This is a genomic window from Halorubrum hochsteinianum, assembly GCF_023702125.1.
In the GTDB taxonomy this organism is placed as follows: Archaea; Halobacteriota; Halobacteria; order Halobacteriales; family Haloferacaceae; genus Halorubrum; species Halorubrum hochsteinianum.
In genome coordinates this window covers 2,926,441-2,942,793 of record NZ_CP098415.1, presented here as the reverse complement: position 1 = coordinate 2,942,793, position 16,353 = coordinate 2,926,441, and the positions used below count along the sequence as shown (strand labels likewise).

At 72.3% G+C, this 16,353-nt stretch carries 14 protein-coding genes; 10 read left to right on the top strand and 4 right to left on the bottom strand.

Annotated features, from left to right (window positions below; translation table 11 throughout):
* Positions 1-237 precede the first annotated feature (237 nt).
* The gene (locus NAF06_RS14850; protein ID WP_008586353.1) at positions 238-1,302 is read right to left on the bottom strand and encodes a DUF8155 domain-containing protein; all 1,065 of its coding nucleotides are present in this window, start codon (positions 1,300-1,302) and stop codon (positions 238-240) included.
* Complete coding sequence (locus NAF06_RS14845) at positions 1,299-2,975, bottom strand: sensor histidine kinase (RefSeq protein ID WP_008586355.1); 1,677 nt, start codon at positions 2,973-2,975, stop codon at positions 1,299-1,301. Before NAF06_RS14845 ends, NAF06_RS14850 begins: the two co-directional genes overlap by 4 nt.
* A gap of 144 nt (positions 2,976-3,119) precedes the next feature.
* Here NAF06_RS14845 and NAF06_RS14840 point away from each other — a divergent pair, with 144 nt between their 5' ends.
* The 8 genes from NAF06_RS14840 (at position 3,120) to tgtA (ending at position 11,042) form a co-directional block, all read left to right on the top strand.
* Positions 3,120-3,869 (top strand): lipoate--protein ligase family protein, encoded by a 750-nt coding sequence (locus NAF06_RS14840; protein ID WP_008586357.1) that lies wholly within the window; start codon positions 3,120-3,122, stop codon positions 3,867-3,869.
* A gap of 66 nt (positions 3,870-3,935) precedes the next feature.
* Complete coding sequence (locus NAF06_RS14835; protein ID WP_008586359.1) at positions 3,936-4,343, top strand: 30S ribosomal protein S6e; 408 nt, start codon at positions 3,936-3,938, stop codon at positions 4,341-4,343.
* A gap of 9 nt (positions 4,344-4,352) precedes the next feature.
* On the top strand, positions 4,353-4,820 hold the full coding sequence (locus tag NAF06_RS14830) for a DUF7112 family protein (protein WP_008586362.1): 468 nt from the start codon (positions 4,353-4,355) through the stop codon (positions 4,818-4,820).
* A 110-nt stretch (positions 4,821-4,930) separates the two neighbouring features.
* Positions 4,931-6,016, top strand: coding sequence for a siroheme decarboxylase subunit beta (gene ahbB, locus NAF06_RS14825; RefSeq protein ID WP_008586364.1), 1,086 nt, complete (start codon positions 4,931-4,933; stop codon positions 6,014-6,016).
* 31 nt (positions 6,017-6,047) lie between these two features.
* Positions 6,048-6,743, top strand: coding sequence for a precorrin-2 dehydrogenase/sirohydrochlorin ferrochelatase family protein (locus NAF06_RS14820; RefSeq protein WP_008586366.1), 696 nt, complete (start codon positions 6,048-6,050; stop codon positions 6,741-6,743).
* Entirely contained in the window at positions 6,740-8,074 is a 1,335-nt protein-coding gene (gene hemA / locus NAF06_RS14815; protein WP_008586368.1) for a glutamyl-tRNA reductase, read from the top strand. Before NAF06_RS14820 ends, hemA begins: the two co-directional genes overlap by 4 nt.
* Positions 8,075-8,705: 631 nt before the next feature.
* Positions 8,706-9,482: a Nif3-like dinuclear metal center hexameric protein gene (locus NAF06_RS14810; protein WP_008586370.1), complete on the top strand. Its 777-nt coding sequence runs from the start codon at positions 8,706-8,708 to the stop codon at positions 9,480-9,482.
* Between the two features lie 69 nt (positions 9,483-9,551).
* Entirely contained in the window at positions 9,552-11,042 is a 1,491-nt protein-coding gene (gene tgtA, locus NAF06_RS14805; protein WP_008586372.1) for a tRNA guanosine(15) transglycosylase TgtA, read from the top strand.
* A gap of 90 nt (positions 11,043-11,132) precedes the next feature.
* Here the strand turns inward: tgtA and NAF06_RS14800 are convergent, their stop codons facing one another.
* Entirely contained in the window at positions 11,133-11,465 is a 333-nt protein-coding gene (locus NAF06_RS14800) for an uS10/mL48 family ribosomal protein (protein ID WP_008586374.1), read from the bottom strand.
* Positions 11,466-11,638: 173 nt separating this feature from the next.
* Between NAF06_RS14800 and NAF06_RS14795 the strand changes: the two genes are divergently transcribed.
* Both NAF06_RS14795 and NAF06_RS14790 read left to right on the top strand, forming a co-directional pair.
* On the top strand, positions 11,639-12,085 hold the full coding sequence (locus tag NAF06_RS14795) for a bis(5'-nucleosyl)-tetraphosphatase (RefSeq protein WP_006628487.1): 447 nt from the start codon (positions 11,639-11,641) through the stop codon (positions 12,083-12,085).
* A 115-nt stretch (positions 12,086-12,200) separates the two neighbouring features.
* Positions 12,201-13,229, top strand: a complete 1,029-nt coding sequence (locus NAF06_RS14790; protein WP_008586377.1) for a DUF5787 family protein — start codon at positions 12,201-12,203, stop codon at positions 13,227-13,229.
* 3 nt (positions 13,230-13,232) lie between these two features.
* Here the strand turns inward: NAF06_RS14790 and NAF06_RS14785 are convergent, their stop codons facing one another.
* Positions 13,233-16,283 (bottom strand): FAD-binding and (Fe-S)-binding domain-containing protein, encoded by a 3,051-nt coding sequence (locus NAF06_RS14785; protein WP_008586379.1) that lies wholly within the window; start codon positions 16,281-16,283, stop codon positions 13,233-13,235.
* Between the last annotated feature and the right edge of the window lie 70 nt (positions 16,284-16,353).

Here is a 16,353-nt window from a genome sequence, read left to right as displayed (position 1 = left end):
GACAACGGGCCGCGGATTGGTCGCCTCGTCCGCTCGCGGATTGGTCGCCTCGTCCGCTCGCGGATTGGTCGCCTCGTCCGCTCGCGGATTGGTCGCCTCGTCCGCTCGCGGATTGGTCGCCTCGTCCGCTCGCGGATTGGTCGCCTCGTCCGCTCGCGGATTGGTCGCCTCGTCCGCTCGCGGATTGGTCGCCTCGTCCGCTCGCGGATTGGTCGGTCCGGGCGCGCAAGCGGTCGCTCACCCGACGCCGAGCCGGATCGGGTCGTCGCTGTGGACGACCTCGACCGTCACGGACTCGCCGACCTCGAATGTCGCGTCGGGGCAGACGACCTTGACGCCGAAGCGGTCGCCGCGCGCGGCGAACAGCGAGAGGCCGACGACGCGCTCGCCGTTCGCGAGGACGTCGACCGGGGCCCACTCGACGCGCGGCGCTCCCGGCTCGGCCCCCGAATCGTGTTCGGTCGCGGTCCCGATCCGGGTGCCGAGGAGCGACAGCGCCGATCCGGCCGTCGCGGCCGCTCCCTCCCCGACGCCGAACGTCCCGCCGCCGGCGTAATGCGCCAGTCCGCCGTCCACGGGAACCCCCTCGTCGCTCGCGAGCGCCGCGAACGCCGGGCCCGCGTCGTATTCGTCCCGGTTCGAACCGTCACGGCGCGAATCCTCCCGTCGCGGGCCGTCGAGAACGACGTGCGTCGGACCGCGCTCGACGACCGACCCGGTGCCGTCCCACGCGACCGGCTCGACGGGGACGTCGACGGCGACCGGGAGCGATCCGCTCGCCCTGAGGGGGTTCGCGTCCGGCGGACGGAAGCCGAGGTGGACGTGGTCGTCGACCCACTGCCCGAAGAAGCCGGAGCGCGTCGTCGGGCCGAGCGCGTCGCCGACGGCCACCCGATCGCCCGGCGACACCTCGGGGATCACGTGGAGGATCCGCGCGACGGTGCCGGGCGGAGCGCCGGCGCGGGCGCACCACTCTTCGGCGAGGTCGACGACGATCAGGTGGTCCTCGTCGGCCGCGTACGGGCGGTCCGGACAGCCGACGCTCCGGACCTCGCGGACGGTCCCGGCCACCGGGGACCGGCCGACCCCGTCGCCCGGGTACAGGTCGATCGCCCGGCCGCGCCGGTGGGCGGGGTACGGGGAGTTGAACCGAGAGAACTTCCGATAGCGCCCGACGACGTCGGCCGGAAGCGACACTGTCGCGTTCGGCGGGGAATCGGTGTCGTCGTCGCCGGCGTCGTTGCCGCTGCCGTCGACACCGCCGTCGCTCTCGTCGTCGCGTCCGCTCGACGCTCCCGTCACGGGTCCGCCGCCTCCAGTCCCTCGATGACGAACCGCGCGCCGCCGTCGTCGGACTCGCCGACGGCGAGCGTCCAGCCGTGCGCCTCGGCGATGTCGCCGACGATGGCCAGCCCCAGCCCGGTGCCGCCGCCGAGCGACACGCCGCGTTCGGTGACGTTCTCGCGCTCCGCGGGCGGGATCCCGGGGCCGTCGTCGCCGACGGCGAGCGTGACGCCGTCGCCGTCGGACGAGACGGTGACGGTGACCGCGGCGTCCGCGCCCGCGTGTTCGATCGCGTTACGGAACAGGTTCGAGAGCAGCTGTTCGAGCCGGTCGCGGTCGGCGAGGGCGGTCGCGTCGCCCTCGACAGTGAGCGTCGCGTCCGCGGTCTCCAGGCGCGACCAGACGCGCCGGACGGCCCCGTCGAGCGAGACGCGGTCGAGCCCGTCCACCGTCTCGCCCGCCGTCGCCAGCGCGAGCAGTCCCTCGATCATGTCGTCCATCCGCTCGTGGGCGTTCGCGGCCCGCTCCAGCGAGCCGTCGGGGTCGTCGCCGCGCTGGCGGGCCAGTTCGACGGCCGCGGACGCGGCCGCGAGTGGGTTCCGGAGGTCGTGCGAGACGACGCCCGCGAACTCCTCTAACCGCTCGTTCTGGCGTTCGAGTTCGGACTCGCGGCGTTCGAGCGCCGCCTGTCGCTGCTCCCGCGCGGTCACGTCGCGAAGCAGGAAGACGTGCCCGCGGTCGGTGCCGCGCGGGTCGGTGATGGGGTTCTCCTGGATGTCGAACTGGCGGTCGCCGATCGCGATCGGGTGCTCCGAGCCGTCCTCCAGCCGCGGGAACACCGCCGACAGCGACGAGCCGACCGCGTCGGGCGGGAGGAGCGCCTCGGCCGCCGGGTTGAGGTCGCGGATCCGGCCGTCCGAGCCGGAGACGATCACGGGGTCCTGCATCACCTCGACCGCGGTGTCGCGCGCGACGACCGCGGCGTCGAGGGTCCCGAGCCAGAAGACGGTGCCGTAGAGGAACACGCCGTGGATCACGAACGCGGTCGGCAGCCACGAGAGGTGCGCGTAGCTCCCCACGTCGACGAACGTCGCCACCCCCGCGAGGAACGGGAACAGCGTGCCGAGCAGCACGACGAACGTCTGGAGCCGGTAGCGGTTCCCGGTCCGCTCGTAGAGGTCGACGACGAGCAGCGCGCCGGCGACACACAGGCCGTACGCGAGGAGGACGTACGCGCCCCCCACCGGTCCCAACCCGTACCCGAGCAGCGTGAACGGGCCGTCGACGACGGCCGTCACCGGCCCGCGGGCCAGCCCGTGGGTCTCGCTCGACCACGCGAGCAGCACCCAGACGAACGCGGGCGTCGCGATCCCGACGATCCGGCGCTCCGTCCGCCAGCGCTCGTGGCCCGTGAACGCGAGCGCGAAGCAGATCCAGAGGACGGGGAGCGCCCCGACGAGCGGCGTCGCCAGGTTGAGCGCCACCGTCATCCCGACCTCGCCGGGGAGCGCGATCCGGAAGGCGTACAGGAGGGCGACGCCCCCGCCACAGAGCAGGTAGAGCGCGACCTCCAGCCCTCCCGGCTCGTCGCGCTCGTGCCACGCGACCCGACCGAGCCAGAGTCCGATCGCCCCCGCCAGCAGACAGGCGATGAGGTACGCTTGGACCGGCAGGGCGCTCAGGTCGCTCATCGATATCGGTATCACTCTCAGCCCCGACAAAACTGTTGTGTCACGGGACGGCGTTCGCGGCGCTCGAAGGGGTTCGGGGACGACGCGGGAGGGAGATTCGAAGCGAGCGCAAAGGGCTTCGGCGCTGCGGCCCTCCGCCCTCGTATGCGCGTGTACAGGGGGGAGTTCGCGACGCCGGCCGCCGACCGCGCCCCGACGGCCGAGATGCTCGCGTCGGCCGCCGAGGGCGTCCCGGCCGTCCGCGTCACCGCGCCGCCGCGGCAGGTCGCGTTCGGCCGCCGCGACGCCCGGGAGTCCGGGTTCGATCGGGCGAAGCGCGCGGCCCGCGACGCCGGGTTCCCGGTCGTCGAGCGCGACGTGGGCGGCCGCGCGGTCGCGTACACCGGGTCGACGCTCTCGTTCGGGGTCGCGGTGCCGACGGGCGAGGGGCGCGGGTCGATCGACGCGCGGTACGAGACCGCGACGGAGACGCTCCGCGACGCGCTCCGTGACCTCGGAGCGGACGTGGTCCGCGGGGAGCCGCCGGAGTCCTTCTGTCCGGGGGACCACTCCCTGCGGGTCGCCGGCGGCAGGGACCCCGCAGGCAGCGACGCGGAGGCAGAGTGCGGCGGGAAGGTCGCGGGACTCGCCCAGCGCGTCCGCGCCGACGCGGCGCTCGTCGCGGGCGTCCTCGTCGTCTCGGCGGCCGACCCCGAGGCGATCGCCGGGGTGACGGAGCCGGTCTACGAGGCGCTCGGCGTGCCGTTCGACCCTGGGTCGGTCGGGAGCGTCGCCGACGCCGGCGGCCCGGACGACCCGGACCGGGTGGCCCGCGCGGTCGAGGACGCGTTCGTCGACGGGCCGTGGGGCGACGGCGAGCGTCGGATCGTCCGCGTTGACGAGGGAGACGGCTGAGCCCGGCGCGCCGCGCGGTTCCGACGTTTCGACGTGCTTTTTATGCGCGGGCATCTGGGTTCGCGCATGGCTGAATTCAAAGTCGTCGTCGCCGACCCCGAGACCGGCGAGACGTTCCAGCGAGAGGTCGACGGACAGGACGCCAACCGATTCCTCGGCCGCGAACTCGGCGACGAGATCGGCGGCGACGCCGTCGGACTCCCCGAGCACACGATCGAACTCACCGGCGGCTCCGACGAGACCGGCCGCCCGATGCGCGAGGACGTCTCCGGCACGCGCCTGAAGGAACTGCTCTTGGAAGGCGGCGTGGGCTTCGAGCCGTCCCGCGAGGGCGAGCGCAAGCGCATCACCGTCCGCGGCCGCGAGATCGACGACGACGTCGCGCAGATCAACGCGACCGTCGTCGACGGCGACGGCGACGTGGCGGCCGCGCTCGGTGAGGGCGACGCGGACGACGACGAAGCCGACGAGTAAGGACTCCCGATGCCTCGCGTCCCCTCCGACGGCGAGGACGTTGCCTCCGTTCGCGTCTCGCTCGCCCGGAGCGGCGGCACTCGCCGTCCCTGCGTCAGGCTCCCGGACGACGACTCGCTCGAAGGCCGCGTCGAGTCCGGCTCCTGCGACGCGCTCGGCGTGAGCGGGGGCGACCTCGTTCGGGTCGCGATCGACCGCGAGGAGTACCACGCGCGGGTTGCGAGCGACTCGAAGGGGCGGCTCCTGCGCGGCGCGTTCGACAACCGGCGGCTCGCGCGCGACGCCGGCGAGGGGACGAACCGGTTGGTCGAGTGGCTCGACGCGAACGGCCGCGAGCCGGGCGAGGGCGTCGTCCTCGACGTGGTGGTGCCCGGCGAGCTGTACGGCCTCCGGATCCCCGGCGAGCGGACCGTCTACGACGCGAACCGCGGTCCCCGATCGTCGCTCGCGGACATCGCGCGCGACGTGGACGGGTAGCTCCGCCGGACGCCGCCGGGCACCCCCGCCGGACGCCGCCACCCGGAGGCGGCGCGGGTCCGCCGAGACAGGTCGAACCGCTTATTCTCGCTCGGCTCCGATCTCCCCCCATGCAAGAGGTCGACGCGGACCTGACGGCGCTCGACCGCGCGATCATCAACGCGTTCCAGGGCGGCTTCCCGGTGGCGGAGCGGCCCTTCGACGCGGCGGCGGCCGCGCTCCGCGAGCGCGGCGTCGACGTGACGGGACCGGAGCTCTGCGAGCGCGTCCGCGAACTCGACGAGGAGGGGATCCTCTCGCGGTTCGGCGCGCTCGTCAACGCCGAGGAGATCGGCGGAGCCGCGTCGCTCGTGGCGATGCACGCGCCCGAGGACCGCTACGAGGAGATCGCGGAGACGGTCAACGAGTTCACCGCGGTCGCGCACAACTACGAGCGCGAACACCCCCACCTCAACATGTGGTTCGTGGTGAGCGTCGCGGACCACCCGGACCCGGACAAGGACGGGAGCGACCGCGTCAAGGAGGTGCTGGCGGAGATCGAGTCCGCCACGGGCCAGGAGACGTACAACCTCCCGAAGCTCCGGGAGTTCCACGTCGGCGCGAAGTTCCTCGTCGACGGGCCGGTCCCCGACGGCGACGTCGACCTGTCGGAGCTGGGTCCCGAGGTCGCGCCGAGCGACCGCGGGACGCTCACCCCGGACGAGCGCGACCTCGTCGTCGAGATTCAGGGCGGGCTGCCGGTCACGGAGACCCCGTACGCCGACGTGGCGGCCGCGCTCGACGCCGACGTGGACTGGGTGATCGAGACGGTGAAGCGGTTCGAGCGGGAGGGGAAGGTGCGCCGCGTCGGCGTCATCCCGAACCACTACGCGCTCGGGTACACGGAGAACGGGATGACGGTCTGGAACGTGCCGGAGGACGTGTTAGACGAGGTCGGTCCCGCCGTGGCGGAGTTGGAGTTCGTCACGCACTGCTACGAGCGCCCCCGGCACGCGGGCGTCTGGGAGTACAACTTCTTCGCGATGACGCACGGCCGGACGGAGGCGGAAAGCGAGCGCCGGATCGCGGAGGTGCGGGAGCTGATGGACGAGCACTGGGACGTCGGGGCCGACGACTGGGACACCCTGTTCTCGACGCGCATCCTGAAGAAGACCGGCATCCGCATCGCGGACCGGGCGGACAGCAACACGGCGTGACCCGCCGAACGCCGACGCCCGGAGGTGCGTCGTGACTCCGCTGTACCACGATTTCGCCGGCGAGACGGTGGTCGTCTTCGGCGGCGGCTCCGTCGGGGCGCGGAAGGCGCGCGGGTTCGACGACGCCGCCCGCGTCGTCGTCGTCAGCCCGGCGTTCGACGAGCGGCTGCGGTCGCTCGCGGGCGACGAGACGGCGTCGGACGAGGGGTCCGAACCCGCGGACGGCCCGTCCGTCGAACTGGTCCGCGCCGCTCCGGACGCCGACGCGGTCGGAGACTGGCTCGACCGGCTCGACCCGGCGCTGGCGGTCGCCGCGACCGACGACGCGGCGGTCAACGCCGCCGTGGAGTCGGCCGCGCTCGACCGAGGCGTGCTGGTCAACCGGACCGACGTCTCGGGCGAGCGCGACCCCGGGAGCGTCGTGGTGCCCGCGACGGTCGAGGACGACCCGGTGACCGTGGCGCTCTCGACGGGCGGGACCAGCCCCGCGCTGGCGAAGGCGTTACGCGAGCGGATCGAGGCCGAGATCGACGGTGCGGGCGAGATGGCGCGGCTTTCCGGGGAGGTCCGCGAGGAGCTGAAAGCGGAGGGGATCGCGCCCGAGAAGCGCCGCGAAGCGGTCCGGCGCGTCGTCAGATCGCGGGGGGTTTGGAAGGCTTTACAAAAGGGGAGATCTTACGGACGGCAAGAGGCTGACACCGTGATCGAGGAGGTACTCGACCGATGAGAGAGACGGGTGCGATCGCCGGCGTGAGCGTCGCCCACGCCGACGCGACCGTCGACGAGATCGAGGCCGCCGGCGGCGACGGCGTCCGCGCGACCGTCTCGGACCTGCTCGCACGCGAGGGGGTCGAGGAGGCGTTCGCGGTGCAGACGTGTAACCGCTCGGAGGCGTACGTCGTCACCGACCGCACGATCGACGGCGCGACCGCCCTCTCGACGTTCGCGCCGGACGTGCGCGGCGGCGCGGTCCGCCGCCTCGACCACGAGGAGAGTCTGGAGCACCTGATGCGGGTCGCGTCCGGGCTGGAGTCGCTCGTGCTCGGCGAAGACCAGATCATCGGCCAGCTGCGGGAGGCCTACGAGGAGTCGAAGTCCGCCGGCGGCATCGGTCCGGTCCTCAAGGACGCGGTGACGAAGGCGCTCCACGTCGGCGAGCGCGCCCGCACGGAGACCGAGATCAACGAGGGCGTCGTCTCGCTCGGCTCGGCGGCGGTCCGGCTGGCGGCGAGCGAGATCGACCTGACCGACGGGACGGCCGTCGTCGTCGGCGCGGGCGAGATGGGGACGCTGGCGGCCCGCACGCTCGACGACACGCCGGTCTCGGAGATACTCGTCGCGAACCGCACCGTCCCGAACGCGGAGTTCGTCGCTGAGGAGGTCGACACCCCCGCGGAGGCGGTGTCGCTCGCGGACCTCCCCGCGATGATCCCGGACGCCGACCTCGTCGTCACGGCGACCGGCAGCCCGGACCTGATCGTCCACCCCTCGTACGTCGACGGCGCCGGCCGCCTCGTCTGTATCGACATCGCGCAGCCCCGCGACGTCGACCCGGCGGCGGGGGCCCGCGAGGGCGTGACCGTCTACGACATCGACGACCTCGAAGACGTCACCCGCCGGACGCGCGAGAGCCGGGCGCAGGAGGCCCGCGACGTCGAGGCGATCATCGACGAGGAGTTGGACCGCATCCTGGAGGCGTACAAGCGCAAGCGCGCCGACGACGCCATCTCGTCGATGTACGCGGGCGCGGACCAGGTGAAGGCCAGAGAGCTCGACCGCGCGATGTCGAGGCTGGAGGCGCAGGGCGGTCTCACCGACGAGCAGCGCGAGACGGTCGAGGACCTCGCGGACGCCCTCGTCGGCCAGCTGCTCGCGGCACCGACCCGGTCGCTGCGGGACGCGGCCGGCGAGGACGACTGGGAGACGATCCGCACCGCGCTCCGCCTGTTCGACCCCGAGTTCACGTCGCAAGCGGCCGGCTCCGAGGAGGTCGACGCGAGCGCGGACGCCGGTCCCGACGCGGTCCCGGACTCCGTCGCCGAGGAACTCGACGATTAGGCCGTTTTCGGTGCGAACTGGCTTTTCTGGGCTATCCTGTCGCGGAGCACCGGCTCCGAACACATCGCGGCTGGCAGGGGATCGAACAACTCGGTAACTGAGACCGCCGAGTCCCCAGCCACTCGGCTGTACGTGGCTGTTCTCGCCGCAAACGACACGACCGCCGAGACCGCCGCAAACGACACGACAGCCGAGACCGCCGAGACCGCCGAAGCCCCAGCCGCGAGGTGGGCGCACGCTCGGTGCGGTCCTCGTCGCTCGCGTTGCTCGCTCCTGCGGTCCTGCCGTCGCCTGCCCCCACCTCGCGGCCGCCCCTTCGAGTCCCCCCGCCACAGCAACCGCCGGAAGACGGTCCTGCTCGCTCACTGCGTTCGCTGCGCGGGCTACGACTTCCGTGCTCCCGCTCGCTCCCTCCGGTCGCTCGCGGGACCGCACCTCACGCCTCCCCAGCCTCGTCGGTCGCCGTCGCTCCGCTCGGCGACCGACTCCCTCGCGCGCGCTCCTCGGCCGCAATGCGGCCTCGGAGGCGCGCGCCACCGCATCAACCACGTATAAGCGGCCGTCTCCCCCCGACCGAGACCGGTTCCGGCGGACCGCCGCGCTTTATTCCCCGCCCGAGTCACGGATCGGTATGGAGCTTTCCGAGTACGTCGACCGACTCGACGACCGACTCGACACGGCCGCGTACGGCGACGTCGACGCGAGCGCGAACGGGCTTCAGGTGGGCTCGGACGAGGGCGAAATCGAGCGCGTCGCGTTCGCGGTCGACGCCGCCCGGGCGACGATCGAGGCGGCCGCGGACGCCGGAGCCGACCTCCTCGTCGTCCACCACGGGCTCTCGTGGGGCGGCATCGAGCGCGTCACCGGGCGGGCGCACGACCGGATCGCCGCCCTGATCGAGAACGACCTGGCGCTGTACGTCTCGCACCTCCCGCTCGACGGCCACCCGGACCTCGGCAACGCGGCGGGCGTCGCCGAGGCGGTCGGGCTGGGCGACCGCGAGCCGTTCGGCGAGATCGGCCCTGTGACGATCGGAACGATCGGCGAGACGGCGGAGCCGCTGTCGGCGGGCGCGATCCGCGAGACGCTCGACGGGTTCGAGGGCCAGCCGGACGGCGAGGCGTCGCCGACGCGCGTGATCGACTTCGGCCCGGACCGGATCGAGCGCGTCGCGGTCGTCACCGGCTCCGGCGCGGACTGGCTCGACGAGGCGGTCGCGGCTGACGCGGACGCGTTGATCACCGGCGAGGGAAAGGGGAAGCTGTACCACGAGGCGCGCGAGGCCGGCCTCACCGTCTTCCTCGCGGGCCACTACGCCACCGAGACGTTCGGCGTCCGATCGCTTGAGTCGCTGTCGAGCGAGTGGGGGCTGGAGACGGCGTACGTCTCGCACCCGACGGGACTGTAAGCCCCCGCGGGGAGACGAGCGCTCGCCGCCGAACGCAACTCTTACCGCTCGCGTCCGCGCAGTCGGGGTATGCGCGATCACTTCGAGATCCGGGACCACGACGCCGCCGGGCGGATCGGCCGGCTGGAGGTCCCGCGCGCCGACGTCACCGTCGAGACGCCGGCGCTTTTGCCCGTGGTCAACCCGAACGTGCTCACGATCGAGCCGTCGCGGCTCGAATCGGAGTTCGGCGCGGAGATGCTGATCACGAACTCCTACATCATCCGCAGCACCGAACGCATCCGCGACCGGGTCGTCGACGAGGGGCTCCACGAGCTCCTCGGCTTCGACGGGGCGATCATGACCGACTCCGGCTCCTTCCAGTTGGCCGAGTACGGCGACATCGACGTGACGACCGCCGAGATCATCGAGTTCCAGCGGCGGATCGGTAGCGACGTGGCGACGCCCGTCGACGTGCCGACCCCGCCGGACGCGGACCGCGACCGCGCCGAGCGCGAACTGGCGACGACGAAGCAGGCGCTCGCGGACGCCGAGGCGGCCGAGACCGGCGAGATGCTCGTCAACGCGCCGGTACAGGGGTCGACGTACGCCGACCTGCGCGAGGAGGCCGGCCGGCACGCGGCGGGGACCGACCTCGACGTGTTCCCCGTCGGCGCGATGGTGCCGCTGCTCAACTCCTACCGCTACGCCGACACCGTCGAGGCCGTGCGGGCGGCGAAGCGCGGGCTCGGGCCGGGCGCGCCGGTCCACCTGTTCGGGGCCGGCCACCCGATGATGCTGGCGCTCGCGGTGGCGGCCGGCTGCGACCTGTTCGACTCGGCCGCCTACGCGCTGATGGCCCGCGACGGCCGCTACCTCACCGTTTCGGGGACGGAACACCTCGAAGACCTCGACTACTTCCCCTGCTCGTGTCCGGTGTGTGCCGAACACACGCCCGCGGACCTGCGGGAACTCGGCGACGGCGACGGCGGCCCGACCGCCGAGCGGCTGCTCGCCGAGCACAACCTCCACGTCACCTTCGAGGAGCTACGTCGCGTGAAGGAGGCGATCCGCTCCGGAAACCTGCTCGAACTGGTCGACCGCCGCGCCCGCGGCCACCCGGCGATGCTCGACGGGTACCGCGCGCTGCTCGACCACGCCGAGGAGTTGGAGCGCACCGACCCGGGCTCGAAGGACGCGTTCTTCCACACCTCTCACGAGGCGACCCGGCGGCCGGAGGTCGGCCGACACCGCGACCGCCTCGAACGGCTGGCGACGCCCGACAGCCTCCTGCTCACCGAGTCGAAGCCCCCCTCGGACCACGACTACGACGCGGTGTGGCGCGTGAAACCGCCGTTCGGGCCGTACCCGCCCGCGCTCTCGGAGACGTACCCGCTCACCGCCGAGGTGCCGGAGCGGACCGACGACGCGGCGCAGGTCGCGGCCGCGGAGGGCGTCGCCGCGCTCGCGGCGGCCAACCCCGAGACGGGCCTGACGCTCGGCCACGACGCGTGGTGCGACCGCGCGCTCGACCGGCTGCCAGACCGCGTCCAGACGGAGAACCTGCGGACGCTCGGCTGACGGGCGAGAATCCGACCCAGGTGCGCCGCTGGGCGGTGTGGGGTCGACGCGAACCGCGAGAAAACCGCAGCCGTGACCGGATCGAGCGCGTCAGTCGCGGCGGTGCCCGAGCGGCTTCTTCTGGTCGACCTCGACCTCGACGTGGATCGAGTCGGGGAAGTCGCGGCCGACGACGTCGCGCGCGATGTCGTCGGCCCCGTGGATCTCCATCGAGCGCCGGTACACGTCGTAGCGCCACGGCGAGAACTCGTCGCCGGGCGCGAGGTTCTTGTACAGCGGGACGGTGACGGTCTCGGAGGGGGTCGCGTGCGGTCCCTTACACTCCGCGCCCTTGCGTTCGAGCGTCTCCTTGAGCTCTTGGACGGTCTCGACGAGCACGTCCCGGTCGCCGGACGCGAAGTCGAGTTTCGTGACGAAGGTCATGGCTGGGGGTCGTCCGTGGATGGCCGCCCGAGCGGTAAAAACGCATCTACCCGCGGTCGACGCGCGCGCTCGGGTCGCGAGTCCGGCCGTGAGACCGGTCGATCCCGCCGCGTCGTTCGGATCTGTTCGGGAGTCCGACACGCTCTTTAGGGGTGATCGCTTACCTGCGGCCAATGACGGTCGAAGCGACCAGTGCCGGAGCCATCCTCTTCCGCGATACCCGCGGCGAACGGGAGTACTTGCTCCTGAAGAGCCGACCGGGGGACTGGGAGTTCCCCAAAGGCGGGGTCGAGGGGGACGAGGAGCTCCAGCAGACGGCGATACGAGAAGTCGGCGAGGAGGCCGGGATCGAGGATTTCCGGCTGATCGACGGGTTCCGCGAGGAGTACGACTACGTGTTCGAGGCGAACGGGAAGACCATCCACAAGACGGTCCACCTGTTCATCGCCCGCTCGTTCGAGGCGAGCGCCGAACTCTCGAAGGAACACCGCGACCTCCAGTGGCGCGACTACGACCAGGCGCTCAACACGATCACGCAGGACGGTCCCCGGGAGATCTTAGAGGAGGCTCACGAGTACCTCGACGAGCGGAAAGACGACGAGAGCGGGAAGTACGTCTGACGGTCGCGCGCACCATCTCGGCCGCGCGTGTCGCCTCGGCCGCGACGACCGGACCGGTCGGTCGCGCCGCCGCCGAGCGGTCCGCTTTTGTCCGCCCCCGACGACCGTTCGGGCAGTGACGCCAGACGCCGAGTTCGGCTACGAACTGCTCGTCTGTCGGTACGCCGAGCTCGCGTGGCACCCGAGCGAGGGTCCCCGCCCCGCGATCGTCTCCCGACAGCTCGGCACCAAGGAGCGCCGCTGGGACACGCTCGTCATCGAGGTCGACCCCGAGGCGTTCGCGGTCCGGCGCGCGTTCGGCGACCGACCGATCGACTCCGACCTCCTCCACGTCGTCCGTCACGCGCCCGCCGAGTGGGCGTGGTACCGCGACGCGCTGCCCGACCCCGGCTACCCGTGGCGCTACGTCCGGCAAGCGGTCCACCGCGCCGCGGGGCGGGACCTGATCGAGAAGCGCCGCGACGGGAATCGGATCGAGATCCGCCGGGTGCGCCCGTACCCTGACTGGGTCGAGCGGATCGTCGCGGTCGAGAACAAGCCGGACCTCGACCGCTCGGCGGCCGACCGCCTCGCCGACCAGCTCGAACACGACGTGACGACCGCGCTCGCCGACGAGGCGTGGCTGGCGACCGAGACGACCGGCGAGCGCGTCGAGCCCGCCCTCCTCCGCGAGATGCCGGTCAAGGCGGGCATCCTCGCCACGGACTTCTCCGCGGGGGTCGGCTCCGACGCGGCCGACGTGGCGTGGCACCCGAGCGACCTCTCGCCCGCGGGCCCCGGCGACGACGGTGAGGCGAGCCGCCGCGACGCCGAGACGGAGACGCTGCGGCTGGAGATCGCCGAGCGCGCCTACGGGAAGGGGTGGCGCTCCTTCCACGACACGATGCGACCGGACTGCCGCCACTTCGAGCTCCGCCGAGACGGGCGGGCGCTCGTCCCCCATTGCGCGGCGAAGGACAAGACCCCGACCGCGCGGGAGTGTTCCGGCTCCTGCGGGGAGTTCTCGCCGGAGCCGCCCCAGTGGCGCACGAAGGGGTGGCCGATCGAGGGCGGGCCGGGGAAAGGGGTCGAGCGGCTGTTGGCGCGACGGCGCGAGCGCGAGCGGGACGCGGTGGCGGGCGCGGAGCGACGCGATACCGAGTGACTTCTACGCCAGCGCGGTCGCCAGCTTCTCGACGGGGTGGTCCGGCTCCGGCACCTCGCTTGGGCCCTCCTCCAACTGCGTCCGGCAGGAGGTGCCCGGCGCGACGAGGCCGTCGCCGTCGCTCGCCGAGACCTGCTCGAACAGGGTCTCGCCGATCGCCACGCTCATCGAGTAGTGTTCGGCCTCGTAGCCGAACGAGCCGGCCATCCCGCAACACGAGGAGTCGAGCGGGTCGACCCCGTAGCCCGCGCGCCGCAACACGCCGACCGCGTGGTGGTCCTTCTTCGTCGCCTTCTGGTGGCAGTGGCCGTGGTAGGTGAGCGACTCGGTGGGCGCGTCGAGCGCGAGCGACTCGTCGAGCCGGAAGGCGTCGACGTACTCCATGACCCCGTAGGCGTTCTCGGAGACGGCGGCCACGTCGGCGTCGGGCACGTCGCTGGCGTCGCCGTCGAGCAGGTCGTGGTAGTCGGACTGGAGCATGACGGCGTCCGAGGGCTCGACGACGACCACGTCCCAGCCGTCCCGGACCCGCGGCGCGAGCGCCTCCACGGCGTCTCTCGCCGTCGCGCGCGACACGTCGAGCATCCCCTTCGAGTGGGGCGGGCGGCCGCTGCCGTCCACGTCGGGGATCTCGACGTGGCAGTTCGCGGCCTCCAGCACGCGCACCGCGGCCTTCCCCGCGCCGGGGTTGGTGTAGGTGGTGTACACGTCGGGGAACAGCAGCACGTCGCGGTCCGCCGCCTCGCGCGGGACGCTCGCCCCGCCGCGGGCCTCGAACCAGTCGACGAGCGTCTCCGAGCGGAACGTCGGGAGGTCGCGCTCCCGCGCGATCCCGAGCGCCTTCTCCGCGATGAGGCCGCTCCCGGGGAGCTTGTTCGGGAGGTTCGAGAGCGGGGCGAACTTCGAGGCGAGCGGCGCGAGCGACTCGAACCGACCGAGCAGTCGGGTGCGGAGGTCCAGCCCGTGCTCCTCGTGGTGGGCGTGTTCCACCTCCGCCTTCAGCTTCGCCATGTCGACGCCGCTCGGGCAGTCCACCTTACACCCCTTACAGCCGACACAGAGGTCCATCACCTCGGTGACAAACTCGTCGTCGGTCGGGTCGTCGGGCAGTTCGCCGGAGATGGCCCCGCGGAGCATGTTCGCCCGGCCGCGCGTGGACTGGATCTCCTCCTCGGCGGCGCGGTAGGTCGGACACATGGTGCCGCCGGTCGTCTCCTGCGGGCCGCGGCAGCCGCCGCAGCCGTGACAGAGTTCGACCATCCCCTGCATCCCGTTGTCGACCGCCCACTCCATCGCGGGGTCGAATCCCGCGTCGTACTCGTACTCCGCGTCGAACCGGAGGTTCTCCCGCATGTCGACGTCGCCGCAGACGTTACCCGGGTTGAGCAGCCAGTCGGGGTCGAAGGCCGTCTTCAGGTCGCGGAACGCCTCCCACAGGCCGTCGCCGTACAGCTTCCGGTTCCACTGGGTGCGGGCGCGACCGTCGCCGTGTTCGCCCGAGACGGAGCCGCCGAGCCGGACCACGGCGTCGGTGACGCGGTCGGCGATGTCGACCATCGCCTCGACGTCGTCGACGTCCTTCGTGTTGATCAGCGGGCGGATGTGGAGCACGCCCGGCCCGGCGTGCGCGTAGAAGGTGGCGAACGTGTCGTTGTCTTCGAGGATCTGCTGGAACTCCCGCGTGTACTCGGGGAGGTGTTCGGGCGGAATCGCGCAGTCCTCGATGAAGGAGATGTGCTTCTCGTCGGTGGTCCGCGAGAGCAAGATCGGGAGGCCCGCCTTCCGCATCTTCCAGAAGCGGTCGCGCTCGTCGGGGTCGTGCGCCTCCAAGGCGTCGACCGCGCGCCGCGGCTGGCTCGTGGTCTCGGCCGCGCCGTCGCCCGGCTCGGCCGCCGTATCTCGGACGCCCACGCGGTCCGCGATGAGGTCGGCGACCTTCTGACGCCCCTCCGCGTCGCTCTCGGCGTAGAACTCGACGAGCAGCACCGAGTCGGTGCCGTCGGGGAGCATGCCGACCACGTCGGCGAACTCCGGCGTGTCGGCTGCGAGGCCGAGGAGGACGTCGTCCATCACCTCGACCGCGGCGGGGTCGTGTTCGAGACACGCCGCCACGTCCTCCATCGCGTCGAGGAGGTCGTCGTAGGTCAGCAGCGCAACCGACTTCGTCTCCGGAATCTCGACGAGCGAGACGGTCGCCTCCGTCACCGTCGCGAGCGTCCCCTCGCTGCCGGCCATGAGCCGAGCGAGGTTGACGACGCCTTCCTCCCCGTACTCCCCCCGGTATTCTGCGAGCAGGCGGTCGAGGTTGTAGCCGGAGACGTTCCGCTTCAGTTCCGGGTACCGCTCGTCGATCTCAGCCGCCCCCTCGTCGAGGATCCGAACGATCTCGGCGTGGATTCGGGGGAACAGGTCGTCGGCGTCGGGGTCGGCGGACACCCGGAGGTCATCGACCGCGACCTCGCCGAGCGTCGTCACGGTGCCGTCAGCGAGGACGACCTCGGCCTCCTCGACGTAGTGGTCCGTCTTGCCGTACTTCAGCGAGTGGGAGCCGGTGGAGTTGTTCCCGATCGCCCCGCCGAGCGCGGACTTGTCGCGCCACGCCGGGTCGGGGGCGAACTTCAGCCCGTGCGGCTCGACCGCGGCGTTGAGGTCCCCGACGTACGCGCCGGCCTGCGCGCGGGCGGTCCCCGCGTCCGGGTCGGTCTCGATCACCGCGTCCATCTCGGCGGTGAGATCGAGGACGACCGCCTCGTTGACGCTCTGGCCCGCGAGCGACGTGCCGCCGCCGCGGGGGAGGACGGGGATCCCCTCCTCGAAGCAGTACTCGTGGACGGCCGCCACGTCCGCGGTCGACTCCGGGATCACGACGCCGATCGGGGTGACCTCGTACGCCGAGGCGTCGGTCGCGTACAGCCGCTTGGAGTAGTCGTCGAACCGCACGTCCCCGTCGACGCGGCGGTCGAGCGCGTCGACGAGGTCCGGCCGCTCCACGGCACCGCCGGCGTAGTCGAAGTCCCCGCCGTCCGTCGGGTCCGGCTCCGGGTTGGTCGCCATGTGACTCTCTCACGGTCGAGCGATGAAAAAGCCACCTCCGATCCCGCCGCAACACCCAACACGGAGGCCG